Source organism: Aureimonas sp. Leaf324, assembly GCF_001423245.1.
In the GTDB taxonomy this organism is placed as follows: Bacteria; Pseudomonadota; Alphaproteobacteria; order Rhizobiales; family Rhizobiaceae; genus Aureimonas.
The window spans coordinates 794094-818850 of record NZ_LMOH01000012.1 but is presented as its reverse complement, the minus strand read 5'-3'; the positions used below and the strand labels follow the sequence as shown (position 1 = coordinate 818850).

Sequence of the window (24757 nt, the reverse complement as noted above, 5' to 3'; positions counted from 1 at the left end):
CAGTATAGCGCGACAATCTGAGTGAGACGCTGGCGACGATCTAAATGAGACAGATCATGTCGCGGCGATTGGGATCGTATCATCCTGATTGTCGCTGGCAAGGTCGTGGTCGGGTTCTGATTGACGCTCCGCGACGATCTGAGGTGTGCTTTTGATTGTCGCGAAGGCGGCGGGCCGCCCCCTTTGGCGTTTGGCTTCGAGGGCGGATCGTCGTCTATAGCTCTCGACGTTCATCTCGAAGATGGTGGCGTGGTGGACGAGGCGGTCGACTGCGGCGAGCGTCATGGCGGGATCGGGAAAGACCTTGTTCCATTCGCCGAAGGGCTGGTTGGCGGTGATGAGGATAGAACGGCGCTCGTATCGTGCGGAGATGAGTTCGAAGAGGACGCTGGTCTCGGCCTGGTCCTTGGTGACGTAGGCGAGATCGTCGAGCACCAGGAGGTCGAACTTGTCGAGCTTGGCGATGGCGGCCTCAAGTTGGAGTTCGCGGCGGGCGACCTGGAGCTTCTGGACAAGGTCGGTGGTGCGGGTGAACAGGACGCGCCACCCGTTCTCGACGAGAGCGAGACCGATGGCGGCGGCCAGATGGCTCTTTCCGCCGCCGGGCGGGCCGAAGAGCAGGACGTTGGCGCCTTTGGCGAGCCAACCATCGCCAGCGGCCATCGCCATGATCTGGGCCTTGGAGATCATGGGAACTGCGTCGAAGGCGAAGCTGTCGAGGGTCTTTGCGGATGGCAGATGGGCCTCGGCGAGATGGCGTTCGATCCGGCGATGGGCGCGTTCGGCCAGTTCGTGCTCGGCGATGGCCGAGAGGAAGCGGGCGGCGGGCCATCCCTCCTTGTCGGCCTGTTCAGCGAACTGGGGCCAGAGGGACTTGATGGTCGGAAGCCTCAGTTCGGTGAGCATGATGGAGAGGCGGGCGGTGTCGACGGCGACCGCGCTCTTCATGCGGGTTCTCCCGCCCGGATATCCTGGATCAGCGCCTCGTAACCGGCCAGCGAAGCGAGCGGCACGTGGACGCTGGGCAGCAAAGCCGGATCGGGGGCGAAGAGGGCCCAAAGGGCCCTGGGGTCTGGGAGCGCACCGGCGTCGAGGATCCGGTCGAGTTCTGCGGCCAGGTCTCGTTCGCAGCCTCTCTCGTGCGCGAGCGCCAGCAGTTCGACGGTTACCTTGCAGGCCTGTTTGTCGCCGAGCCGGGCACTGATCGTCTCGAAGACCCTGCGGTACTCGGCGCGCGGGAAGAGCTTGTCGCGGTAGACGAGCCCGAGGAGCGCCATCGGCTTGCGGCGCAGGGAATGGATGACGTGCCGGTAGTTGACGACCTGGTCGTGTCGTCCGTCTGCATGGCCTCGTCCGCGTGGCAGCGTGAGAAGATGGGTGGCGCCGACGAAGACCTCGAGCCGGTCGTCGTAGAGGCGTACGCGCAGGCGGTGTCCGATCAACCGCGAGGGTACCGTATAGAAGACCTTGCGAAGCGTAAAGCCGCCGGTGCGCGTGACGGTGACGGCGACCTCTTCGAAGTCGCTGGTGCGGCGTTCGGGAAGTGGGCGAAGGTGCGCTCGTTCGGCGTCGATGCGCCGGGCCTTTGCGGCGTTGCGCCGGGCGACGATCTCGTCGACGAAGGCGCGATAGGCGACGAGGTCATCGAAGTCGGCACTGGCGCGCAGGAGCAGCGCATCGCGAACGGCGCTTTTGAGATGGCCGTGAGCGCTCTCGATCGCGCCGTTCTCATGGGCGACGCCCCGGTTGTTGCGCGTCGGGGTCATACCGTAATGGGCGCACAGTTCCTCGTAGCGGCGCGTGAGATCGGTCCTGGCGTCGGCGTCGAGATTGCGGAAAGCCGCCGAGAGGCTGTCGGTCCTATGCTGTTCGGGCGCTCCACCCGCCGACCACAGGGCGTTCTGTAGACCCTCGGCCAAGGCCACGAAGCTTTCCCCGCCCAGGATGACATGGCCGTGCTCGAAGCCCGACCATGGCAGGCGGAAGTGGTAGAAAAGGTGATCAAGCGGCATGCCGACGATCGTCACCCCAAGCCCGCTCATGTCGGTGAAGTCCGACAGGCCGAGGCGGCCGGGCTCGTGCGTCTGGCGGAAGATCACCTCCTGCTCGGGACCATGGACGGCGCGCCAGGCACGAATGCGCCGCTCCAGCGTGCGCCGGACGCCGGGGGACAAATCGGGATGGCGCTTGAGCATCTCACCGAAAACGGCGACAGGGCGCAGGCCTGGCGCGGCCCGCAGCAGCGGCACCACTTCGGTCTCGAAGATGCTCTCGATCGGATCGGGCCGTCGGCGCCCGCGAGGCGGCCTCGTCTGCGACGGCAGGCGGGTCGCTGCCTCAATGCGATAGCCGGTGGCGCGGCTGATCGAGGCCTTCGCCGCGGCGATCTCGACCGGATGGCTCTGTCGGTACTTCATGAACAATCTCGTCTGTTGATCGGTGACATGGCAGCCCGGCACAAAGGTGACTCTCCAGCTTGCGGAAAATCTCCAAAGTACCGGGCCGACCGCGATCACAGACGCTTCACAGAGCGCCACGGCGCGGGCCACACCTCCGGTCGGGCTACGCCCTCCCTACGATGCGGCCCGCGCCGTCCGTCTCATCCTGATTGACGCCCAGTCTCATCCTGTTTGTCGCCGCGCAGCACACCTCCGGTCGGGCTACGCCCTCCCTACGATGCGGCCCGCGCCGTCCGTCTCATCCTGATTGACGCCCAGTCTCATCCTGTTTGTCGCCGCGCACGCGTTCCTCGGCGTAGGTGTCGAGGATGGCGGAGAGATCGAGAGCCTCTCGCACCGTGTCGCGCACGAAATGCGCCATGTGCCCGGGCGGCAAAAACTCAAGCAGCGAGGGTGGCAGAAGCCAGCTCTGATCGACATCCCACGCGCGAAACACCTTGGCCATAAGCCAAGTGAATCACCATCAGGAACCGCCGCCAAGAGGATTACTCGGACAGGCTCCTAGCTGAGTCGGAAGCGGATGGACTGCTACCGGGCATCCGCCTTCTCACCGCCGATCGGCTAGACCGGGTGGAAAACAGATAGTCGGCCTCCAGTCGTGAACCGAAGAAGGCTGCCGTTGATCGGAGGACCCCGGTCGTCAGTCCCAGCCGCGCAGGGTTGAGGCGGACATGTTTTTGGCCGAAGCGAAAAGGCACAATTTCATCGCTCAACCACACGGTCGAGAAAGCGGATTGGGTCGAAACCGACGTTCCAGCGCCTGGTTGCGAGCTCCCACACACATATGTACGCGCGGAGCAGTACGACCCAACCTATGGCTGACGTGCGACATGACGTTGCCCAGGCGCAGGCGCGACGGGCTCTATGTGTGTAACCTCAAATACATGACCGCACTGCCCTGCAACGGGTCGTGCGCGAATACGATCCAAGGTTCCGAATGCAGTCTCTCCCGATCCCTGCGGGCGGCGGCGAGACGGGAGAGCTGATGAGGGGAATGGACTGGGAGCGGACGCCGCTGGGCATGCCGTCGTCTTGGCCCCCGGAGCTGCGCACCGTCGTCGGCGTCATGCTCGGCTCCGGCCAGCCGATGCTGGTCGTCTGGGGTCCGCAGCGCATCACCCTCTACAACGACGGCTACGCCGCGATGTGCGGCAACCGCCACCCCGCCGCGCTCGGCCGGCCGTTCGAGGAGCTGTGGTTCGACATCTGGACGCTGGTGGAGCCGATCCTCGACCGCGCCTATGCGGGCGAGTCGACGCACATGGACGACATCCAGTTCACGATGCATCGCCACGGGTATCCGGAGGAGACGCACTTCGCCTTCTCCTACACGCCCGTCACGATGGCGGACGGCTCGGTCGGCGGCATGTTCTGCGCCTGCACCGAGACCACGGAAGCCGTTGCCGCGCGCGAGGCTGCGGCCAAGGCGAGCGAGCACCAGCGGCGGCTCCTCCAGCACATGCCCGGGTTCATCGCCGTCCTCTCGGGGCCGGACCACGTCTACGAGTACGTCAACGACGCCTATGTCGCGATCACCGGCTCCCGTCCCTTCGTCGGCCTCGGCGTGCGGGAGGCATTGCCCGAGATCGAGGGACAGGGCTTCTACGAACTCCTCGACACCGTCTACGCGTCAGGACTTCCCTACGCCGTCCGCGCTGCCCCCATCCGTTTCCACGGCGAGGCGGAGGAGCGGTTCATCGACTTTCGCTACCAGCCGATCCGCGACGAGGCCGGCACGGTCTCGGGCATCTTCGTCGGGGGGTACGACGTCACCGAGGCCCAGCGCTCGGCAAGGTCTCTGGCCGTCAGCGAGGATCGGTTCCGCAGGCTCAATGAGACGCTCGCCGCGCAGGTGGCTGAACGGACCGCCGAGCGCGACCGCGCATGGCGCCTGTCGCAGGAGCTTTTGGTGGTCGCCCGCACGGACGGCTGTCTCGAGGCGGTCAACGATGCATGGTCGCGGCTTCTTGGCTGGTGCGAGGACGAACTCGTCGGCAGGTCGTTCACGGACCTGACGCATCCGGACGATGTTGCGCCGACGCTGCGGGCTTTCGCCGGGATCCTCGAGGCACCCTTGGTCGAACCCTACGAGTACCGCCTGCGGCACCGGGACGGGAGCTATCGACGCTTCGCATGGACCGCGGCCTTCGAGGACGGGAAGGTCTACGCGAGCGGTCGCGACGTGACGGCCGAGCGGGAACGGGAGGCGACCCTAAAGGACTACGAGGACTTCGCACGCCTTGCCCTCACATCGGTCGGAGGCGTCGGGGTCTGGACCTTCGACGTGGCAAGCGACCGCTTCACCTGCGACGCCGCCATCGTTGACCTGTACGGCCTCGATCCCGAGCGGGCGTCCGGGGGGATCAGCAGAACCGAGTTCATGTCGAACGTGCATCCTGACGACATCGAGCGCTTGCGCGCGACCATGGCGGGCGGACTGAAGAACCCCGGCGACCTCGAACTCGAATACCGCATCCGGCATCCCGGGGGTGCCGTCCGCTGGGTGCTGTCGCGTGGACACACCTACTTCGGCGAGGATGGGAGGCCCGTCCGCAGAACCGGGGTCGGGATCGAGACGACGAAGCAGCGCCAGCTTGAGGAGGCGCTCCGCCAAAGCCAGAAGATGGAAGCGGTCGGTCAGCTCACGGGCGGGCTCGCGCACGACTTCAACAATCTCCTCGCGGGCATCTCCGGTTCGCTCGAACTGATGCAGACCCGGATCCAGCAGGGCCGCATCGGCGAGCTCGACCGCTACATGGTCGGAGCCCAGGGGGCGGCCAAGCGCGCGGCGGCACTGACACATCGGCTGCTCGCCTTCTCGCGTCGACAGACGCTGGATCCGAAGCCGACCGACGTGAACCGGTTGGTCGCCGGGATGGAGGACCTGGTTCGACGGACGGTCGGCCCGGCGATCGCCGTTGAGACCGTGGCGACCGGAGGACTATGGTCGACGCTGGTCGACCCGCCCCAGCTCGAGAACGCGCTTCTGAACTTGTGCATCAACGCCCGCGACGCGATGCCGGACGGCGGCACGCTGACCATCGAGACGGCCAACCGCTGGCTCGACGACCGAACGGCGCTCGAGCGCGACCTGCTGCCGGGCCAGTACGTATCGATGTGCGTCTCCGACAACGGCACGGGCATGCCGCCCGTGGTGATCGAGCGCGCCTTCGACCCGTTCTTCACGACGAAGCCGATCGGGGTGGGCACCGGGCTCGGGCTTTCGATGATCTACGGCTTCGCCCGGCAATCCGGTGGTCAGGTCCGGATCTACTCGGAGGTCGGGCAGGGGACGATGGTCTGCATCTACCTTCCCCGCCACCACGAGGAAGAGGCGGCGACGGTCGACCCCGTGGGCCGCAACGCTATCGAGCCGATCGCCGCTGGCGAGACGGTTCTCGTCATCGACGACGAGCCACTAGTGCGCATGCTGGTCGTGGACGTCCTGGAAGATCTCGGCTTCACCGCGATCGAGGCCGGCGACGGGCCGCAGGGTCTGAAGGTGTTGCGGTCGAACGCCCGCATCGATCTTCTGATCACCGATGTCGGTCTACCCAACGGGATGAACGGCCGGCAGGTGGCCGATGCGGCCCGTGAGCTCAGGCCAGACCTGAAGGTGATGTTCGTGACGGGTTATGCGGAGAACGCCGTCCTCAGCCACGGCCATCTCGATCCGGGCATGCAGGTCGTGACGAAGCCCTTCGACATGACGGTGCTGGCGAACCGCATCAAGGCCATGGTCTCGGACTAAACCAAGGGGCGCTGTGAAGCGGACCACGACATAGCGGCCATATCCTCAGCCACGGCCATCTCGATCCGGGCATGCAGGTCGTGACGAAGCCCTTCGACATGACGGTGCTGGCGAACCGCATCAAGGCCATGGTCTCGGACTGAGCCGACGGTCACGGCGCGACGAGAGACGGAGACACCGATGAACACGATCGAAACGGAGCGGCTGCGCCTTCGGAGCTTCCGATCGGACAACGCCGAAGGGCTTCTCGCCTACCTGAGCGAGCCGCGGGCGAGGTGCTTCCTCTCCTTGAAGCTGGACGATATCGCCGCCGCCGAGGCGGAGGCGACCCGCCGCGCCTCGTCCGACGAGTCCGTGGCCATCGCCCTGCGAGGGTCCGATCAGGTCATCGGCGATCTCTTCGCCTCGTACGCAAGCCTGACACCTTCTCGGTCGGCTGGCACGTCAACGCCACCATGCCGGTGCCGGGCTTGCGTACGAGGCGGCTCAGGCGCTCTTTCGGCATCTGTTCGAGGATCGGGGTGCGCGGCGCCTCTACGCCTACGTCGAGGTCGACAACGCTCCGTCCCGGCGCCTGTGCGAGAAGCTCGGCATGCGTCATGAGGGTACCTTCGTCGAGTTCGTGACCTTCACCAACGGCCCCGACGGCGCCCCCGTGTACGAGGACACGATGCAGTACGCGCTACTTAGCAGGGAGTGGGAGACGGACAGGTCGGCGGTACGGCGGTGAGGGTCACAAGCAAGATCAGGCTGCTAGGACATTAGGGGTGCCGGGCGCGAGAACGTGCCATACCGGGCGCGTATGGCGGTCGCCCCGTAGCACTCCGTGTCTTAAGCGAGATTCTGGATCGGGCGCAATGCCCTGCGACACGAGGGAGGGCGGTTCCCGCTCAGTCGTCACGTCGAGGAATTTGCGGACCTGTGGTTCGAGCCATCGTTCGACCCCATGCCGGGAGGGACGGTGGGACGTACCGAGACCAACCCTTCCGCCCCATAGGCTCGGTTGTGTCTTCGATGCACCGTTGTCCACCCGTTCAAGTCGCGGCCATGGACAACAGGCTCATGACCGCTACGTCGTTTAGGAGGATCGAAGCGAATGGGATGCCAGGCTCCCCTACGTCGCGGCGCGCATGGGGACCCAAGGTCATGTCACAAGCCGTCCAGACCATGTTCCTAACCCGTGAAAAGGCCCGCGTCCGCAAGGCCATGAGCCACCGTCCAGTCTTCCAGCTCGCTGAGGCGATGTCTGACGAACTCACCGACAAGCTGCTCCGTCTCGACTTCGCGTTCCGGACACAGGAGGCGGCGGACAGGCGGGACTGACGGTTTCCACACGCCGCATTGGAAAACGACGGACCAGGACCTTGTCACGCTCCAGCCGCTGGAACTCATGATCGAGGTTACTCGATCAATGAGAAGATCGTCCGCCTACCGCGAAAGCTCGCTGAAGAGGCCAGCGGATCCTTCGGCAACGAGGCGGCGGGGGACCCTGCTACTATGCGCCTTGTGGCATTCTCGCCCAGTTCCACGCTGGCGACCGCTACTCGCAGGGCCTGATCCGCATCGGACTGTTCGAGGCGGGTTTTGATGCGCTTCTGACGCGAGGCGAGTTCCCGGTCCCGGTGGACAGCACGCGATGAACGCCAGTTTTTGGCCCTGGCCGACCAAGTGCAGCGGCGATTTGGTGGTCTTCCGCCCCGGGACAGGACCAACATCTGGTCGGTTCACCGACCGGCGCTATGTCTGTGCGCTGCGCTCGATGACGGAGTTCCCGTCGATCTACCAGCGCGGCGCGTGGTCTCAACATGCGCAGGCTTTGAGTCGTTGAGAGAGTCATCCATGTCGAAGCTGCGCCTCGTCTCCGAATGCTCGGTCGCAAATGTCGTTGGGGACGCGGACGACCACCCCTCCGACCTTGACCTCCTGCACGCGATCACCATGGACCTGATCGGCGAGCAGGACCTCCAGACGCTCTACGTCAAGATCGTCGACGCCGCCGTTTCCATCATGGGATCGCAGTTCGGCACCATGCAGGTGCTGCGCGAGGACGACGACGGTGCCGAGCGTTGGCTCGAGCTCCTTGTGTCCAAGGGGCTCACACACGAGGATAGCCAAGTCTGGGAGCGCGTCAGCCTGAGCGCCCACAGCAGTTGCGCCGCCGCGCTGGCGCGAGGGCAGCGGGCAATCATCGGCGACTACGAGGAGTGGGATCGGATCGCCGGCACGCCGGACCTCGAAGCGTTCCGCCGGGCTGGCATCCGCTCGGCGCAGTCGACGCCGCTCCACTCCCGCGACGGCTCGCTCCTCGGCATGATCTCGACCCACTGGACCGAGCCGCATGTCCCGTCCGAGCGCGATCTCCGGATGCTCGACATCCTGGCCCGGCAGGCCGCGGATCTCCTCTACCGTACCAGGGCCGAACAGGAACTCCGCGACCGCGAAGGCGAGCTGCGGGAGACGGTCGCCACCTTGCGGGAGACGCAGGAACTACAGGACGTCCTGACAGGTGAGCTCGCGCACCGGGTGAAGAACCTCTTCGCCATGGTGACGGCGATCACCTCGCACACGATGCGGGGCTCGGGCGACCAAGCGCGGGTCCAGGCGCTGATGCAGCGCTTGATGGCCCTTAGTTCTGCGCACGACATCCTCCTGCGCTCGAGTTGGCAGTCGGCCCTTCTTGGGGACGTGGCCGCGGCCGCGATCAACAGTGCCGGCGTGTCGGGGCGCGTCCGCATCTCCGGGCCCGAGATCGCGATCGGGTCCAAGGCCGCCCTTAGCGTCGCCCTCGTGCTTCACGAGCTGACGACGAACGCCCTGAAGCATGGTTCGCTCTCGGTCGGCGCGGGACTCGTCAACGTCTCGTGGCGGATCGAGCCGACGGAGAATGGCGACGTCCTGCGACTGTCCTGGCGGGAGTCGAATGGGCCGATCGTGGCGGCACCGGAAGGCAAGGGGTTCGGATCGCGCCTGATTAGCGCTGGGCTGGTCGGCAGTGGCGATGCCGTGGTCGCCTACAACCATACGGGCCTCGTCTGCGAGCTCGGCGCTACGCTTGATCGCCTTCAGGGGCCGGCCTGAGGTCCTCGACCGTCGATTGATGCCAGCCGCCGGAGCGCCTGAACGAAACACTCGAGAGATTGCGAGTCATGTCCGCCGGTTGCGGGATGGAGGGCGGACTGGACTGTGGCGATCGGCGCGACGGGGTGGAGAGGCGACTGTCGGTTCTAAAGCAGTCACGCGTCAGAGCTGACATCCGCCGGCGCGTTCGCTGGTGCGCAGGTTTCTTCCTTGATCAGGAGCCCGACGGCGGCGAAGGCGACGACCGCCCCGCAGCCGAGGAGCGCCGTCACCAGCAGGCCGGCGCCGACCCCCATCCAGTCCGTTGCAAGGGCGAAGGCGAACGGTGCCGCCGAGCCGACGATCAGCCGAATGGACGTGACGCGACCCTGCAACGCCCCGTACCCATCGGGGCCGAAGAGCGCGAGCGGCAGGGTGCCCCCGACGATGCTGTAGAGGCCGTTTCCGAGGCCGAACAGGGCCGCGAAGACGGCGGCCCCGACGGGCGATGGTGCTGTGGCTGCGAGAAGGACCAGGGAGGCGGGTAGAAGCGCTGCGGAGATCACCGCAAGCGTCAGCGGTGACAGGTCCCGCCCGAGCACCATGAGTGTGAAGCGGCCTGCAACCTGCGCCGGCCCGAACACAGTGCTGACCATGACGCCCGCGAGCCCCAACCCGAGCATTGTCAGGGTCGGCAGCATGTGGACCAAAACGGACGAGACCAGAGGCTCTGGAAGGCGAAGGCGACGCCCATCAGGAGGAAAGCCCGGGACCGAAGGGACGGCGGCACGAGGCCCCTTGCAGGAGCGATGGGGAAAACGAATTCAGCCTCGGCCGTTGGGAGCGGCGAGGCGGTCGGCCGGCAGGCCAGCCATATGTGGATGGGCAGGCAGACCGCGACGTTCATCGCTGCGAAGACAAGGTAGACCTGTCGCCACGACATCGTCCCGTGCAGCCATGTCGTCAGGGGCCAGAACAGGGTCGAGGCGAACCCGGCGATCAAGGTGAGGTAAAGGATGCTCCGCTGCGCCGTGTCCGGGTGACGCTGGACCAGGAGGGGGAAAGCCGCCCCGTACTGGACGAAGGTGGACGCGACCTTGATTGCGACTAGCGCGAGGACGAAGGCAGGAGCGGCAGGAGCGAGGGCGGCGGCAACCAGCGCGGCAGCGGCCGCGACTGAGCCTGCGGCCATGACGCGACCGGCGCCGAAGCGGTCGAGCCAGCGTCCCAGTCCAAGGGGCGACCAGCCCGCCCGCGAGCAGCGCGACTGAGAGGGCGCCGAACACCCACTCGGTCGGCCACCCGATGTCACGTGCCATCGCCGGAGCGAGGATGCCGAAGCTGTAGTAGAGGGTGCCGTAGCCGACGATCTGGCTGACGCCGAGAGCGGCGATGTCCGCCCGGAGGCCTCGCGGGCTGCTCACCGCGACGACACGATCGGGAGCCACACCCAGAGGGCGACGAGCGTCGCCAGCAGCACGGGCGGGGTCAGGACGAGGCCGACCCGCATGTACTGGCCCCACGTGATCCGCTGACCCTTGCCCGCGAGGACGTGAAGCCACAGGAGGGTCGCGAGCGAGCCGATCGGCGTGAACTTCGGGCCGAGGTCGTTCCCGACGACGTTGGCGTAGACCATGAGCTCGCGGGTGAGGGGCGCCACGTCCGTCCGGTCGATGGCGAGCGCCCCGACAAGCGTGGCGGGCATGTTGTTCATGACGGAAGCGAGCGCCGCCACCACGAAGCCCGTGCCGACGGTGGCAACGAACGTGCCCCGGTCGGCGAGCCAGCGCAGGACGCCCGCCGCAATGTCGGTCAGCCCGGCGTTCCCGAGGCCGTAGACAACGAGGTACATGCCGATCGAGAACAGGACGATCTGCCAGGGCGCGCCGCGCAGGACCTTCGGCAGATCGACCACCGCACCACGCCCGCCGGAGAACCACCGTCCCGCAACCGCCATGAGGATGAGGGCGGCGGCACCGGTGACGAAGGCGATTGGCACGCCGAGCGGCCCCGTCACGAAGTAGGCGACGAGTAGAAGTCCGAGGAGCGGGAACGCGGTTCGGAACACGGCCGGGTCGCGGACGGCATGACCTGGCTCCTCCAGTTCGTCGACGCGGTAGGCGGCGGGCACATCGCGGCGGAACCAGAGCCACAGGACGAGGAGCGTGGCCGCCAGTGAGACGAGGTTCACCGGCACCATGACCGCGGCGTAGCGGCCGAAGGACACGTCGAAGAAGTTCGCGGTGACGATGTTCACGAGGTTCGACACGACGAGCGGCAGGCTGGTCGTGTCGGCGACGAACCCGCAGGCGACGACGAAGGCGAGCGCCCCGGCCGGCGGGAAGTCGAGGCGCAGGAGGATGGCGAGCACGATCGGGGTGAGAAGCAGCGCGGCCCCGTCGTTGGCGAAGACGGCGGCGATCGCCGCACCCAGCAGAACGACGAGCGGGAACAGCCGCCGCCCGCTGCCTCCGCCCCAGCGGGCGACGTGGAGTGCGCCCCAAGCGAAGAACCCGGCCTCGTCGAGGACGAGAGAGACGATGATCAGCGCGACGAAGGTGAAGGTCGCGTCCCAGACGATCTCCCAGACCGTCCCGACGTCGCCCCAGCCCACGACGCCGGTCGCCAACGCGACCGCGGCGCCGGCGAGCGCCGACCATCCGATGCCGAGGCCCCGAGGCTGCCATATGACGAGGACGAGCGTGGCGACGAAGATCGCGAGGGCGAGCATGGACGGTCCGGGGACAAGAGGATCAGAGGGTGCGCTGGTTCACGCGCGTCGCGAGTTGCTCGGCGCTCTCGACGCGCTCGGAGTAGCGGTCCGTCAGGTAGTCCGAGCGGCCACGCACCAGCCAGGTGAACTTCACCAGTTCCTCACAGACATCAACGACGCGGTTGTAGAGAGCGGATGGCTTCATCCGGCCGGCCTCGTCGAACTCGAGGAACGCCTTCGGCACCGACGACTGGTTCGGGATCGTCACCATGCGCATCCAGCGTCCGAGGATGCGCATCTGGTTCACGGCGTTGAAGGACTGCGAGCCCCCCGACACCTCCATGACGGCCAGCGTCTTGCCCTGCGTCGGGCGCTTGGCGCCGAGGGCGAGGGGTATCCAGTCGATCTGCGTCTTCATGATCCCGGTCATGGCGCCATGGCGCTCCGGACTGACCCACACCATGCCCTCGGACCAGTCGGCGAGGTCGCGGAGCTCCTTCACCTTCGGGTGGTCGGGTTCCGCCCCGTCGGGGAGCGGAAGGCCACGGGGATCGAAGGTGCGCACCTCGCAGCCGAACCAGCGCAGCAGGCGACCGGCCTCCTCGGACAGGAGGCGGGAGTAGGACCGCTCGCGGATCGAGCCGTAGAGGACGAGGATGCGCGGCGGGTGCGTCGGGGCGCCGGGGCCGGCGAGCGCGCTCCCGTCGATCGGTCGAAGCTGGTCTAGGTCGATGGAGGGCAGGCCGAGAGCGGCGGCGTCCGTCACGATGAGGATCCGGACGCAGCCACGACCTCGCCGTCCTCCTTGGTGAAGGTGGCGACCGGGTTGGCGAGGAGAGGAAGTACCTTCTCGGACGGGCGGCAGAGCGCGGCGCCCTTGTCCGTCACGACGATCGGGCGGTTAATTAGGATCGGGTGCTCGATCATCGCGGCAAGGAGTTCCTCGTCCGTCAGCTTCGGGTCGGCGAGACCGAGTTCGGCGTAGGGGGTGCCCTTCTCCCGAAGAATGTCCCGCGGCTTCAGGCCCATCATGTCTAGGAGTTCGGCGAGGACCTCGCGGCTCGGCGGGTCCTTCAGGTACTCGATCACCTGCGGGTCCTCGCCGGACTGGCGGATCATCTCCAGCGTGTTGCGGGACGTGCCGCAGGCGGGGTTGTGGTAGATCGTAACGGTCATGGCTGGGGTCCTCAGGCGACGTCGGGCGTGCGGAAGGAGGCCCCCTCGAGCCGGCCGATCTCGCTCACCTTGGTGGCGAGGCGCGTCCGCTCTAGGCTCTCGACGGGCAAAGCGGTGAAGGCGGAGATGCGGTTCTTCATGTATCGGAACGCCTGCGTGAACGCCGCACGGCTCCAGATCTCGCCGCGGCTCTCGTGGCTCGGGTCCTCGATGCCCCAGTGGGCCGTCATCGGCTGGCCCGGCCAGACGGGACATGCCTCGCCCGCGGCTTGGTCACAGACGGTGAAGACGAAGTCCATGACGGGCGCGTCGGGCATCGCGAACTCGTCCCACGGCTTCGAGCGCACGCCGTCGGTCGGGTAGCCGAACTCGCGCAGCACCTCCAATGCCATCGGATTCACCTCGCCCTTCGGCTGGCTTCCGGCCGAGAAGGCGTTGAAGCGGCCCGCGCCGTCCTTGCGCAGGATGCTCTCGGCGAGGATCGAACGGGCGGAGTTGCCCGTGCAGAGGAACAGGACGTTGAAGGGCTGGGCACTCATCGGCAGGTTTCCGGGGCGCAGGTGGAAGCGTATGCGTCGCCGAGGTTCCCGCAGATCTCCGGGTTCCCCGAACAGCAGTCCTCGGTCAGGAAGGCGAGGAGCTGGCGCATGTCGTCGTAGCTCGCCGCGTACAGGATGCGGCGTCCGTCGCGCCACGAGCGCAGGAGCTTGGCGCGCTCGAGCGTCGCCAGGTGAAAGCTCATCCGCGTCGGCGGGATGGACAGTGCCTCGGCAATCTCCCCGGACGCCATGCCGTTCGGGCCGGCCCGAACGAGCATCCGGAAGGCCGCGAGGCGGTCGGCATGGGCCAGGGCGGACAGGGCAGCAACGGCGGAGGAGTCGTTCATCCCTGCGATATTGCAAACATAGTTGTAATAATCAAGGGTAAGGGTGCTATGTCCGCTGTTGGGGAGGGACGGAAGCGACGCTGAACGGCTTGGACGGGTCGATAGCGGATGGACCGCTTCCGAACGTCCGCTTCTGCGGCGCCGATCGGCTCGGCTGGCCGAGGCGAGCTTCACCGCCACGTGGCCGAGACCGCCGAGACCGCCGAGACCGATCACGCCGACGCGGCTGCCGGGACCGACGTTCCACGTGCGCAGCGGCGAGTAGGTGGTGATGCCCGCGCACAGGAGCGGAGCCGCCTTGGCGAGGTCGAGGCCGTCCGGCACCCGGAGCGCGAACTCCTCGCGTACCACAAGGTGCTTGGAGTAGCCGCCCTTGGTCGGCTCGCCCGTCACGCGGTCGGCGCCGCCGTAGGTCCCCGTGTTGCCCTCCCGGCAGAGCTGCTCCTCGCCCTTCCGGCACTGGTCGCAGTGCTGGCAGGAGTCGACCATGCAGCCGACGGCGACGTGATCGCCGACCTTGTAGCGGGTGACGCCGCTTCCGACCTCGATCACCCGTCCGACGATCTCGTGGCTCATCACGGCCGGGTAGGTCGTCCAGCCCCAGTCGTTCTTCGCCCAGTGCAGGTCCGAGTGGCAGACGCCGCAGTAGAGGATCTCCATGACGACGTCGTTCTCGCGCGGCGCGCGGCGCTCGAACGAGTAGGGCTTCAGGGGAAGCGGGGCGTCCGCGTCGGTGGCGGCGAATGCGTAGGTTCTCATGTCTTCCTCGTGTGTTCGAGTCGCGGCATCGAGAAGCCGCAAGCAGGATCAGTCGGCCCGTGCGGGGCGAGATCGACAGCTTGGAACCCGAACGCGGCGTGTTGACCGAGTCAGCCATCGATTGGCCCCGCCTGCTCCTTGCCGGCAGCGTCTTGGCACGGACGCAGCAGCGGAGCGGACAGGAGGCCGCGCTGCGCATCGCGACCGCGGCCCTCTCGCTCTCGCAGGAGCGATCGATACGGGGCGCCGGGGCGGTCCTGCTGAAGAAGCTGTCCAACTTCAGGGCCGTCGAGTTGGCGGCGAGTCGTCACATGATCGATGCGGATCTCGACGGCCGGCTCGGGGTCGCCTTGCGGATCGAGGCTCAGCGCCGGGAGATGGAACGCTCGATCCTCATGGAGTCGAAGGGCGCCTGGCTCCAAGTGAACGATTTCCAGCAGCGGTTCTGGAACAGCGCGGCGGACGCGAGCTGGCTTTCGGCCTCCGCCCCCACCGCTTCGGGCAAGACATTCCTGGTCCTCCAATAGCTCGTGGACCAAGTGACCACGCGGGAGTTCCGCGTTGCGGTCTATCTCGCTCCCACGCGTGCGCTCGTTTCCGAGATCGAGGCTAACCTGCTGGACCTCGTTGACGCGAGCATCGAGGTGTCGTCGCTTCAGCTGCGCGAGAAGTACGAGGCCGCCCGCGCGGGCGGACCGCCGCTGATCCTGGTCTTCACCCAGGAACGTCTACATCTCATGGCCAACGTCCTCGGCAACGCCTTCACGAGTGACCTGCTGGTCGTCGACGAGGCGCACAAGATCGGCGACAACCAGCGGGGGGTGATCCTCCAGGATGCCGTGGAGCGTGCCGTTCGCTCGAACTCGGCGCTCAAGGTCGTCTTCATCTCGCCGACGACCCAGAATCCGGGTGAGTTGCTCGCGGACGCACCGGCCGACGCCTCGTCCGCTGCCATCGACAGCGACGCCCCGACGGTGCTCCAGAACCTGATCGTCGCGGAGTAGGTGCCGGGCAAGCCGAAGCTCTGGAACCTCTCGCTAAGGCAGGGTGGCTCATCCTCCTTCGTGGGCACGCTGAAGCTTCCGAGCACGCCGGGAGGAAAAAGGTTCAGGAAGCGCATCGCCTTCATCGCCGCGGCGGCAGGGCGTAGGGGCGGGACCCTCGTCTACACGAACGGCGCCGGAGAGTCCGAGATCGTGGCCACCTGATCAGCGAGTTCGCCCCCAAGTCGGACGATGTCGACCAGGAACTCATCGATCTCGCCGAACTCGCAAGCAAGGGCGTGCATCCCGAATTCCTTCTGGCGAGCCTGGTCGTGCTCGGGGTCGCCTTCCACTTCGGGAACATGCCCTCGCTCCTGCGGCTGGAAATCGAGCGGCTCTTCCGGGCGGGCAAGATCCGCTTCCTCGTCTGTGCGTCGACCCTGATCGAGGGCGTCAACCTCTCCTGCCGCACGATCGTGGTCAGAGGACCTCGCAAGGGCAAGGGGCATCCGATGGAGCCCCACGACTTCTGGAACCTGGCCGGACGCGCCGGGCGATGGGGAGACGAGTTTCAGGGCAACATCATCTGCATCGACCCGCGCAACGGGGACGCCTGGCCGTCTGGCGTGCCCGATCGCGCGCTATCCGATCAAGCGCGAGAGTGACGCGGTGCTCGAACTCGGCGACGGTCTGGCGAGCTACCTCGGAGAACGCGGCGCATCCGACCTTTCCAGCGTCGAGGAAGCGGAGACGTACGAGCACGTCGGGGCCTACCTGCTCGCCACCTACATGTGCATCGGCTCCATATCGGGAACGCACCTGTTGAAGAGGCACGATGCCGCCTTTCTGTTCCGGCTCGATGTCATCTTGGGATCGCTCGCGTCCGGCATCGAGATCGATGTCGCGCTTGTCGAGCGGCCCCGGGTGTCAGTGCGATCGGCCTCCAACGACTGCTCGGTGCCTTCCGCTCCTATGTGGGCGACGTCGAGAACCTCCTGCCGGCCGATGTCGCCGGCGAGGACAGCTACGACCGCTTCGTCACCGTCATGGGGCGGGTCAACCAACATCTCTATCCCGCCTTCGTGCCGGACAAGCGCATCAGGCTCTATGCCCAGATCGTCGTGCAGTGGCTGAAGGGATTCACGCTGGCCGAGATGATACGCAAGAACATCGCGTGGCATGAGAAGGTGGGACGATCCTACAAGCTTCCCATGTTGATCCGCGACACGATGGATCATGTCGAGCACATTGCCCGGTTCCGGGCGCCCAAGTACCTCTCCGCCTATATGGACGTCCTTCACCTGCATCTGCGCGAGATCGGTCGCGAGGACCTGATCGACCACGACCTGGACATAGGCACGCAGCTCGAGTTCGGCGTCTCATCGAGAACTCTGCTCTCGTTGATGGAACTCGGCCTGTCGCGCATGAGTGCCGCCGCCCTTTACGAGCTCATCGGCGCCGACAGGCTCAGCAAGGAGGAGTGCGTGGACTGGATCCGCGACCGCCGAGGGCGGCTCGAGGCTTTGGGTGTCCCGGCCATCATAGCCCGCGAGGCCTACAAGCTCGTGTCGGCCGGCAATTTCACCACCGATTGACCGTCCCAAACGTGCGAAGGAGGTTCACATGCCCGCGATGCCCATCAGCTTCGGTGTCATGCAGTTCGCGAAGAAAGGGGATGCCGCCGAGTACCTGCGGAGCATACTCAATCGCTACGATGTCGGGGACCGGGTCAGCGCCGAGGACGCCGTTATCCTGCATGCCGCTCTGGAGAGGCATCCCGAAGCCGAGACCATCAAGGGTGGCGGCATCACGCATTTCAGTGTTCGGACCGCCGACTACGGCACCAAATGCTTCTGGGCGAACCGCGCGGACGGATCGACCGAGAAGTTCTCGCACAAAGCGTGTGTCTACGCGACCCGCAAGGTACGGGAAAGAGACCGCCACCAGCCGCATGCCGTCGTCTATGAGGCGTGATGGAGTGTAGGCTCAAGGACCTATTAATTTGTTTTGAGGCGTGATTCAGTTAGGCATTGGAGGAATTTCCGATGGCCAAGCTGTTTCTGTTGAGCGAGCGCCAGATGGCGCGGATATCGCCGCACTTCCCGCTGTCCCATGGGGTGCCGCGCGTCGACGACCGGCGTGTGGTGAGCGGCATCGTCTACGTGATCCGCAACGGCTTGCAGTGGAAGGATGCGCCGGCGGACTACGGGCCGCACAAGACCTTGTACAACCGCTTCATCCGCTGGTCGCGGCTTGGCGTCTTCAACCGCATCTTCGCCGCGCTTGCGGGTGAAGGATCAAGACCGGAGCGCATCATGATCGATGCCACGCATCTGAAGGCGCACCGCACGGCGGCGAGCCTGCTCAAAGGGGGGATGTTCCCCGACGTATCGGACGCACCAAGGGCGGCCTGAACTCCAAGCTGCACGCCGTCTGCGACGGACAGGGGCGTCCCCTCGTCATGACGCTCACCGAGGGCCAGACCAGCGACTATCGTGGCGCTCGCCTGATGCTGGCGCACTTGCCGCCCGCCAGGGAGATGCTGGCCGACAAGGGCTATGATGCCGACTGGCTACGCCAGGCGCTCGCCGAGCGCGGCATCGCCGCCTGCATTCCGTCACGGGCCAAGCGCAAGAACCCGGTCCCCCACGATCCCGTACTCTACAGGCAGCGCCACAGGATCGAGATCATGGTCGGCCGCCTCAAGGACTGGCGACGCATCGCCACCCGCTACGACCGATGCGCCCACACCTTCTCCTCAGCCATCTGCATCGCGGTCACCGTCCTCTTCTGGCTCTGATCAACGAGTCCTGAGCCTAGTAAGGTTTGGTTGGCGCCAAGCCGAAACCTTGACCTCGCGATGGTCTGCGACGACAAGGTTCGCGCGGGGAGCGGAACATTCTCTGGCCCCCCAGGGGATCCTGTATGGGCTGCATGCGGACGCTCGGCCGAGCCATCGCTGGACGTTTGACGATTGCGCTCGCGGTTGTCGTCGCTTTGCTGTGCGTGTCGATCGGCCCGTCCGTCTACCACGATCCTGACAAGGGAAGCCATTCGACGGCGGCGCTGGACAACGCCGTGCATCCCCGCGACCTGGACGACGGCCCCACCGAGAAGACCACCAAGGTCGCCAACGGCCTTCACGCGCACAACTCCGGCGACCATGGCCACGAGAAGCTCGGCATCCCGCCCGAGTTTCCTCCGCTCATCGCGCACGCTGGCCGCTCTGTTCACGCTTCGGCAGCCGACAATCCCCGCCCGAGCCTCTCCACGACCCTCGACCGCCCTCCGAGACCAACCGAGATCGCCTGACCGCCGCCGCGCGGGCTCCCGGCCGACGCGGCACGACAGCATTCGGACACTCGGAACCCATTCATGACACGACCTTCCGCGGAAGGCCGCACCCGCTCGCACGAAGCGACCCGGGCGGCTCCTCCCATGCCCCTGTCCGCATCGTTCGCGATGCTGGCCGTTGCCACAACCACCCATGCCAAGGCCGCCGCCGCCGGTGACCCGCTCCACGACCAGGCGATCGGCGGAATGAGCGCGACGCCTTTCGTCCCGCTTGGTGCTATGCCCATGGATGCCGGGTGCCGGACGAAACTGTCGCTCCGCGGGGTGACAACGTGAAGGAGGGGTTCGACGTCAGGGCTTGGTTGGGCTCCAGGCCCGACCTCCAGTCCATGCGTTCCCGCTTTCCCGACGAGTGGGCGCGCGTCGAGAATGACATGGCGACGGCCATCGTCGAGCGCTCCGCCGAACGACTGGACGAGATCCTGGTGCGGCGCGAAACGGCAACGTCGGCCCGACCAGCCGGAAGGAAGGGTCGCAAGGAGGAGACGCTGCGGCTGGTCCGCCAGCGCATGGCGATCCTTGCCATCCAGCGGATCGGGACCGACGCCGTAACGCAAGGCGGGGGAGCTTCTTCCACCATCGGCAGGATGTCCGCGGCGGTCGCGTCCGGCCTGTTGCGTGACGGTGACGGCAATAAGAAGCCCGTCTCGATCCGTGTGTTCCGCCTGGCCTGGCCGTTCGTCCGCGACAAGGGTGCCTTCCTGTCGCGCGAACAGGCTCGAGGGACCTACTGCTTCCTGTCGCGCGAGTTCGTCGATGCCGTCGCGCGAATGGTCGGCGGCAGGCGGTGCCTCGAGATCGCGGCCGGCGACGGCACGCTGACCCGTTTCCTCGCCGGAGCCGGCGTCCCGGTCGTCGCGGTCGACGACATGAGCTGGGGGCACGAGATCCGCTACCCGGACTTCGTTGGGAAGATGGATGCGAGGGAGGCGCTCAAGGTGCACGCGCCCGAGGTCGTCATATGCTCCTGGCCTCCGCCGGGGAACCCGTTCGAGGCCGCCGTATTCGAGACGCCTAGTGTCCAGACCTACGTGGTCGTGGGAAGCCGATACGCTTTCGCAACGGGAGCAAGGGAGGCGTACCGTGCGGCGCCGGACTTCTCCTGCGAGACGGCTGTAGACCTGGCCCGTTTGGTTCTACCGCCGGAGGCCGGACATGAAGTGCTGGTGTTCCGAAGGCGCAGCGAATGACCTCCGGGCCAGGGAGGTCCCAATCCTCGGGCTGCTGCCGATGACCTCGGCGAGCTGAGTTGGTGGCGGGCGCCGGAACCCTGGCGCCCGATCGCACGGTTGCGGCGACGGTCGTCGGACGCAGTGATGCAGCCGGTTCACCCGTTCAACCAGTACCGGATGACGAGCGCGACGACTCCGAGCGCCACGAGGCTCGCCGCCCAGATGACCACTAGCCATAGGAGGCGCTTCCACCAGGGTCCCGCGTTCATGCCCTCGTCCATCAGTGGTACCCGTCCTCGGCAACCTTGCCCCGGAACACCCAGTAGGAGAACGCCGTGTAGCAGAGGATGATCGGGATCAGGACCGCGGAACCGACGAGCATGAACCATTGGCTCGACGCTGGTGCCGCCGCCTGCCAGATAGTCAGGGCATCCGGCACGATGAACGGATACATGCTGATGCCAAGACCCACGAAGCTCATAAGGAACAGGGCCAGCGCCAAGAAGAACGGTCGGATCTCCCGGCGCTTGCGGATCGAGCGGTGGAACGCGAAGGCCAGTATCGTGGTCAGGAGCGGTACCTGGGCCGTCAGGAGCACGGCGGGAAAGCTCAGCCACTTGTCGCGATATCCGTAGTCGAGGCCAAGAGTCGCAAGGCTGACCAGCCCGATCGCGACGAGCGTGGCGACGCCGTACCGTCCGGCGAGACGGAAAGCGTGGTCCTGCGTCCCGCCGTCCGTCTTCCAGATGAGCCAAGTCGCGCCGAGCAGGGCGTAACCGCAGACGACGCCGATGCCCGTCAGGACGCTGAACGGCGTCAGCCAGTCGAGCCATCCACCCGCGTAGGCGCGCCCCTCGATCTCGATGCCCTGGAGCAGCGCCCCGAGGATCACGCCCTGCGAAAAGGCGGCGACGATGGATCCGCAGGTGAAGGCGAAATCCCAGCCCCGGCGGTGCGCGGGATCGCGCCAGCGTGCCTCGAAGGCAACGCCTCGAAAGACGAGGCCGAGGAGCATGGCGATGATCGGTGGGTAGAGCGCCGTCATGACCACGCCGTAGGCGAGCGGAAACGCCGCGAACAGGCCTCCGCCTCCCAGCACCAGCCATGTCTCGTTGCCGTCCCAGACGGGGGCGATCGAGTTCATCGCCTTGTCGCGCTCCGGGCCGACTTCGAAAACCGGGAACAGGATGCCGATCCCGAGGTCGAAGCCGTCCATGACGACGTAGGCGAAGACAGCGAACGCCAGGATGAACGCCCAGACGGTCGCAAGGTCGAGGTCGACGCCGGTCATGGGTGGCTCCCCGCCTGTTGGACAAGGCCCGGCGTGATGCCGGCAGTCCGGATCGGTGCGTCCTCCGTGATCTGTGGCTCTCCCGCATGCGCGCCCTTGCCCATCAGGCGAAGGATGTACCAGGTGCCGAAACCGAAGACCGTGAAGTAGACGATCACGAACGCCACCAAGGAAGCGCCGACGGCCGGGGCGGCCAGGGGGGATGCGCTCTCGGCCGTTCGCAGAAGTCCGTAGACCGTGAACGGCTGGCGTCCCACCTCCGTCGTCACCCATCCGGCGAGAACGGCGACGAAGCCGGACGGGCCCATCGCGAGCGCCGCGCGATGCAGCCACGGGGCCTCGTAGAGACTCCCGCGCCACCGCGTCCACAGGCTCCAAAGACCGATGCCCAGCATCGCCATCCCGATGGACACCATGATCCGGAACGACCAGAAGACGATGCCGACGGGCGGCTGGTCCGCTTCGGGAACGGTGTCCAGACCCTCCAACGGCGCGTTCAGGTCGTGCTTGAGGATCAGCGAGGACAGCTTCGGAATCTGCACCGCGTAGTCGATCCGCCTCTCCTCCGAGTTCGGAATTCCAAAGAGGATCAGTGGCGCCCCGTCCGGGTGACTGTCGTAGTGACCCTCCATCGCCATGATCTTCGCGGGCTGGTACTCCAGCGTGTTGAGGCCGTGCTGGTCGCCGGCGAGGATCTGGATCGGCGCCATGATCGCGGCCATCCACATCGCCATGGAGAACATCTTCCGGGCGTGCGGATCCGAACGGTTCTTCAGGAGATGCCAGGCACCAACCGCCCCGACCACGAAGGCGGTGGTGAGGTAGGCGGCGATGACCGTGTGTGTCAGGCGATAGGGGAAGCTCGGGTTGAAGACGATCGTCCACCAACTGTCACCGGGCACGAACTGGCCCGCCTCGTTGAGCTTGAACCCAACGGGCGTCTGCATCCAACTGTTCACCGACAGAATCCATGTCGCCGAGATCAGCGTGCCGACGGCGACCGCGAGCGTCGAGGCGAAGTGGAGACCCCTGCCGACCTTGTTCATGCCGAACAGCATGACGCCGAGAAACCCCGCCTCGAGGAAGAATGCGGTCAGCACCTCGTAGGCCATCAGCGGTCCGATTATCGGACCCGCCTTGTCGGAGAACACGGCCCAGTTCGTGCCGAACTGGTAGGACATGACGATGCCCGAGACGACGCCCATCGCGAAGGCCACGGCGAAGATCTTGGTCCAGTACCTGAACAGCTCGAGGTAGAGCTGGCGACCCGTCCACAGCCATAGCCCCTCCAACACGGCAAGGAAGCTCGCCAAGCCGATTGAGAACGCCGGGAAGATGAAGTGGAAACTTACCGTAAAGGCGAACTGGATGCGCGCAAGCAGGATGGGGTCGAAGTCGTCGAACATGAACGTCCTCCTTTGCCCGGCAAAAGGGACGGATCGGCCTCGCAGGCCAACTGGACAAATCGCCCAACGGCGACTGTCCCGGTGCATCCGGATCACCACGATTGCGTGAACGGGCCGTCCCGATCGCGACCGGTACGAACGGCCGGGCGGTCTCGAGCATCAACCCAAACGCTGCGGAAAGCCGAGGGCGCCGGAGAAGGTGCTCTCAGTGCGCCCCCTTCAGCACTGGATACACGGGTCGCGAGCCAGGCTGCCTCCCGTCGTGGTGGAGAGGAAAACTTAACCAACGGCGGACACGTTGCCGCCACGGGCCCGTGCCCTGAAGATTCCCATGGACGAGGAAGGCGATGTGCCGTTGGCAACAAGACGTCGGAAGGCTCCCACCGGAGTTCCCGCGCGCGGCGATTGCGGCGGTCGGCTGGGCTGTGCCGACCGCGCCGTCGCCTAGCGCTCGCCGCCGTCGTCGACGGGGCAGGCGTGCATGATACGTCGGTTGTTTCTGTGCTGGGTTCTCATGATGGCCGTCGTGCTGGACATGCACGGCGCTGTTGCATCGGCGACGACTGCACAGCGCCAAGTCCCTTGGGCCGACGCCGCCCCCTCCGTCGCCACGCGACCCCCTGAATCCGCAGGTAGGTCGGATCGACAGGGCGGCTCGCACCTCCCGACGCCAGCGTCCGAGAACTGCCACTCGAACTGTTGGTCCGTCGAGGAGTTCGTCCTCCAGCGACCGGGCGGCTCCTCCGTTGTTCTCCGCCTTCAGGCGCCACCATGGCCCGCTTCGGTCGTTATGTCCGTCGCTCTTCCTCCTCCGCGCCCACTCGACGTGTCCGCGACGCTCACGCTGACGGCTCCCCCGGCATAGCCGAGGAGACGTTCCGCCGAACGCGTCTTCATGCGGCGCCCATCCCATCGGTGGGTGCCAAGCGTTCACGTTCACGAAAGCGAATGCGCGAATGGCCACCGAGCCGAACTCACTTCATCGCACCCGCCGGCAGTTCCTGACACTGGCAGCCCTTCCCTTGGGCGCGCTCGTCCTGCCCGGCTGCACGACCACCGGGGCGACTCCCCCGGCAACGGCGCCGACGGTGGATCCTCCCATCGATCCGAACTATCGCTCCATGTACCGTGCCATGCCGGAGGAGAGGTTCCCGATCCCCGCGGTGGACCTGCGCAAGATCGAACCCCGGTTCTACCGTCAGGTCGTGCGGGACCCGACGGGCGAGCGTCCCGGGACGGTCGTCGTCGACACGGACAACTACTTCCTCTACCTGGTCCGCGAGAACGGGGAGGCACTGCGCTACGGCGTCGGATTGGGAAGGCAGGGCTTCACCTGGTCCGGCAAGGGTGTCATCCAGTGGAAGCGGCCCTGGCCCACGTGGACACCCCCGGCCGAGATGATCCGGCGCCAGCCGGAGCTCGAGCGCTTCAGCGCGGAGAACGGTGGCCAGGCTCCCGGCCTCAGCAATCCCCTGGGCGCGCGTGCCCTCTATATCTTCCAGGACGGGCTCGACACGCTCTACCGCCTCCATGGGACACCCGAGGTCTGGACGATCGGCAAGGCCGTCTCCAGCGGCTGCGTGCGGTTGCTGAACCAGGACATCATCGACCTCTACGCGCGCGTCTTGACGCCGTCGCCAATCCTGGTCCGAGGAGGGCTTGTGGCATCGGCGTAGGGTCGCGCAAAAGACAGGACCCGCTCCCGTCAGGCTGCCTCGCCATTTCCCCGCCCGGTCGGGCGGGGCCGTCG

At 66.4% G+C, this 24757-nt stretch carries 24 protein-coding genes and 2 pseudogenes; 13 read left to right on the top strand and 13 right to left on the bottom strand.

Features of this window, described 5'->3' with window-relative positions; genetic code table 11:
* Positions 1–54: 54 nt before the first annotated feature.
* The 3 genes and pseudogenes from istB to ASF65_RS11415 all read right to left on the bottom strand — a co-directional run.
* Positions 55–948 carry an IS21-like element helper ATPase IstB gene (istB, locus tag ASF65_RS11425; protein ID WP_055888950.1) on the bottom strand — a complete coding sequence of 298 codons (894 nt, stop codon included), beginning with the start codon at positions 946–948 and terminating at the stop codon, positions 55–57.
* The gene (gene istA, locus ASF65_RS11420; protein WP_082505421.1) at positions 945–2417 is read right to left on the bottom strand and encodes an IS21 family transposase; all 1473 of its coding nucleotides are present in this window, start codon (positions 2415–2417) and stop codon (positions 945–947) included. Before istA ends, istB begins: the two co-directional genes overlap by 4 nt.
* Before the next feature lie 328 nt (positions 2418–2745).
* Positions 2746–2904 (bottom strand): annotated as a pseudogene (locus ASF65_RS11415) (IS5/IS1182 family transposase); the annotation flags it as partial.
* Between the two features lie 492 nt (positions 2905–3396).
* Here ASF65_RS11415 and ASF65_RS11410 point away from each other — a divergent pair.
* The 4 genes from ASF65_RS11410 (at position 3397) to ASF65_RS11395 (ending at position 9288) form a co-directional block, all read left to right on the top strand.
* Positions 3397–6210 carry a PAS domain-containing protein gene (locus tag ASF65_RS11410; RefSeq protein ID WP_082505419.1) on the top strand — a complete coding sequence of 938 codons (2814 nt, stop codon included), beginning with the start codon at positions 3397–3399 and terminating at the stop codon, positions 6208–6210.
* 436 nt (positions 6211–6646) lie between these two features.
* The gene (locus ASF65_RS22275; protein ID WP_280137631.1) at positions 6647–6940 is read left to right on the top strand and encodes a GNAT family protein; all 294 of its coding nucleotides are present in this window, start codon (positions 6647–6649) and stop codon (positions 6938–6940) included.
* Positions 6941–7356: 416 nt separating this feature from the next.
* Entirely contained in the window at positions 7357–7533 is a 177-nt protein-coding gene (locus ASF65_RS21390) for a hypothetical protein (protein ID WP_156369258.1), read from the top strand.
* A 516-nt stretch (positions 7534–8049) separates the two neighbouring features.
* On the top strand, positions 8050–9288 hold the full coding sequence (locus tag ASF65_RS11395) for an HWE histidine kinase domain-containing protein (RefSeq protein WP_055888939.1): 1239 nt from the start codon (positions 8050–8052) through the stop codon (positions 9286–9288).
* Positions 9289–9443: 155 nt separating this feature from the next.
* Here the strand turns inward: ASF65_RS11395 and arsK are convergent.
* The 6 genes and pseudogenes from arsK to ASF65_RS22075 all read right to left on the bottom strand — a co-directional run bounded on the left by arsK (position 9444) and on the right by ASF65_RS22075 (position 14801).
* Positions 9444–10715: pseudogene (gene arsK, locus ASF65_RS11390) on the bottom strand (arsenite efflux MFS transporter ArsK).
* Positions 10688–11998: an arsenic transporter gene (locus ASF65_RS11385; RefSeq protein ID WP_055888936.1), complete on the bottom strand. Its 1311-nt coding sequence runs from the start codon at positions 11996–11998 to the stop codon at positions 10688–10690. Before ASF65_RS11385 ends, arsK begins: the two are co-directional and overlap by 28 nt.
* Before the next feature lie 22 nt (positions 11999–12020).
* Positions 12021–12746 carry an arsenical resistance protein ArsH gene (gene arsH / locus ASF65_RS11380; RefSeq protein ID WP_055888934.1) on the bottom strand — a complete coding sequence of 242 codons (726 nt, stop codon included), beginning with the start codon at positions 12744–12746 and terminating at the stop codon, positions 12021–12023.
* Entirely contained in the window at positions 12743–13156 is a 414-nt protein-coding gene (gene arsC / locus ASF65_RS11375) for an arsenate reductase (glutaredoxin) (RefSeq protein ID WP_055888933.1), read from the bottom strand. Before arsC ends, arsH begins: the two co-directional genes overlap by 4 nt.
* A gap of 11 nt (positions 13157–13167) precedes the next feature.
* Positions 13168–13695: an arsenate reductase ArsC gene (locus tag ASF65_RS11370; protein WP_055888931.1), complete on the bottom strand. Its 528-nt coding sequence runs from the start codon at positions 13693–13695 to the stop codon at positions 13168–13170.
* Entirely contained in the window at positions 13692–14801 is a 1110-nt protein-coding gene (locus tag ASF65_RS22075; protein ID WP_082505417.1) for an alcohol dehydrogenase catalytic domain-containing protein, read from the bottom strand. Before ASF65_RS22075 ends, ASF65_RS11370 begins: the two co-directional genes overlap by 4 nt.
* Positions 14802–14860: 59 nt before the next feature.
* On the opposite strand from ASF65_RS22075, the gene ASF65_RS22070 reads away from it, so the two are divergent.
* Both ASF65_RS22070 and ASF65_RS22065 read left to right on the top strand, forming a co-directional pair.
* A complete protein-coding gene (locus tag ASF65_RS22070; RefSeq protein ID WP_055888929.1) occupies positions 14861–15328 on the top strand; it encodes a hypothetical protein in 468 nt (155 codons plus the stop codon).
* A gap of 3 nt (positions 15329–15331) precedes the next feature.
* A complete protein-coding gene (locus ASF65_RS22065; RefSeq protein ID WP_244486619.1) occupies positions 15332–15805 on the top strand; it encodes a DEAD/DEAH box helicase in 474 nt (157 codons plus the stop codon).
* A gap of 161 nt (positions 15806–15966) precedes the next feature.
* On the opposite strand, the gene ASF65_RS22270 is transcribed toward ASF65_RS22065, so the two are convergent.
* Positions 15967–16089, bottom strand: a complete 123-nt coding sequence (locus tag ASF65_RS22270; RefSeq protein ID WP_280137628.1) for a hypothetical protein — start codon at positions 16087–16089, stop codon at positions 15967–15969.
* Between ASF65_RS22270 and ASF65_RS22060 the strand changes: the two genes are divergently transcribed.
* The 6 genes from ASF65_RS22060 (at position 16084) to ASF65_RS11320 (ending at position 20328) form a co-directional block, all read left to right on the top strand.
* Complete coding sequence (locus ASF65_RS22060; RefSeq protein ID WP_244486618.1) at positions 16084–16449, top strand: helicase-related protein; 366 nt, start codon at positions 16084–16086, stop codon at positions 16447–16449. The two genes, ASF65_RS22270 and ASF65_RS22060, sit on opposite strands and share 6 nt — an antisense overlap.
* Positions 16450–16758: 309 nt before the next feature.
* Positions 16759–17379: a hypothetical protein gene (locus ASF65_RS22055; RefSeq protein WP_244486617.1), complete on the top strand. Its 621-nt coding sequence runs from the start codon at positions 16759–16761 to the stop codon at positions 17377–17379.
* A gap of 28 nt (positions 17380–17407) precedes the next feature.
* A complete protein-coding gene (locus ASF65_RS11345) occupies positions 17408–17758 on the top strand; it encodes a DCL family protein (protein ID WP_055888926.1) in 351 nt (116 codons plus the stop codon).
* 71 nt (positions 17759–17829) lie between these two features.
* Positions 17830–18584, top strand: a protein-coding gene (locus ASF65_RS20860; RefSeq protein ID WP_156369257.1) for an IS5 family transposase whose coding sequence is annotated in 2 segments (ribosomal slippage) — positions 17830–18163 and positions 18163–18584 — 756 coding nt in all. Because the reading frame shifts where the segments join, the coding sequence is not laid out codon by codon here.
* Between the two features lie 167 nt (positions 18585–18751).
* Positions 18752–19096 carry a hypothetical protein gene (locus tag ASF65_RS11330; protein ID WP_156369256.1) on the top strand — a complete coding sequence of 115 codons (345 nt, stop codon included), beginning with the start codon at positions 18752–18754 and terminating at the stop codon, positions 19094–19096.
* 416 nt (positions 19097–19512) lie between these two features.
* Positions 19513–20328 carry a hypothetical protein gene (locus ASF65_RS11320; protein ID WP_156369255.1) on the top strand — a complete coding sequence of 272 codons (816 nt, stop codon included), beginning with the start codon at positions 19513–19515 and terminating at the stop codon, positions 20326–20328.
* Between the two features lie 137 nt (positions 20329–20465).
* Here ASF65_RS11320 and ASF65_RS21385 read toward each other — a convergent pair whose 3' ends face one another.
* Genes ASF65_RS21385 through ASF65_RS11305 form a run of 3 tightly spaced genes read right to left on the bottom strand, consistent with a single transcriptional unit; the run spans position 20466 to position 23007 of the window.
* Positions 20466–20579, bottom strand: a complete 114-nt coding sequence (locus ASF65_RS21385; RefSeq protein WP_156369254.1) for a DUF2474 domain-containing protein — start codon at positions 20577–20579, stop codon at positions 20466–20468.
* A gap of 11 nt (positions 20580–20590) precedes the next feature.
* Positions 20591–21601: a cytochrome d ubiquinol oxidase subunit II gene (cydB, locus tag ASF65_RS11310; RefSeq protein WP_055888911.1), complete on the bottom strand. Its 1011-nt coding sequence runs from the start codon at positions 21599–21601 to the stop codon at positions 20591–20593.
* Positions 21598–23007, bottom strand: a complete 1410-nt coding sequence (locus tag ASF65_RS11305; RefSeq protein ID WP_055888909.1) for a cytochrome ubiquinol oxidase subunit I — start codon at positions 23005–23007, stop codon at positions 21598–21600. The genes cydB and ASF65_RS11305 overlap by 4 nt, the downstream gene beginning before the upstream one ends.
* Before the next feature lie 956 nt (positions 23008–23963).
* Between ASF65_RS11305 and ASF65_RS11300 the strand changes: the two genes are divergently transcribed.
* On the top strand, positions 23964–24683 hold the full coding sequence (locus tag ASF65_RS11300) for a L,D-transpeptidase (RefSeq protein WP_082505413.1): 720 nt from the start codon (positions 23964–23966) through the stop codon (positions 24681–24683).
* Positions 24684–24757 lie beyond the last annotated feature (74 nt).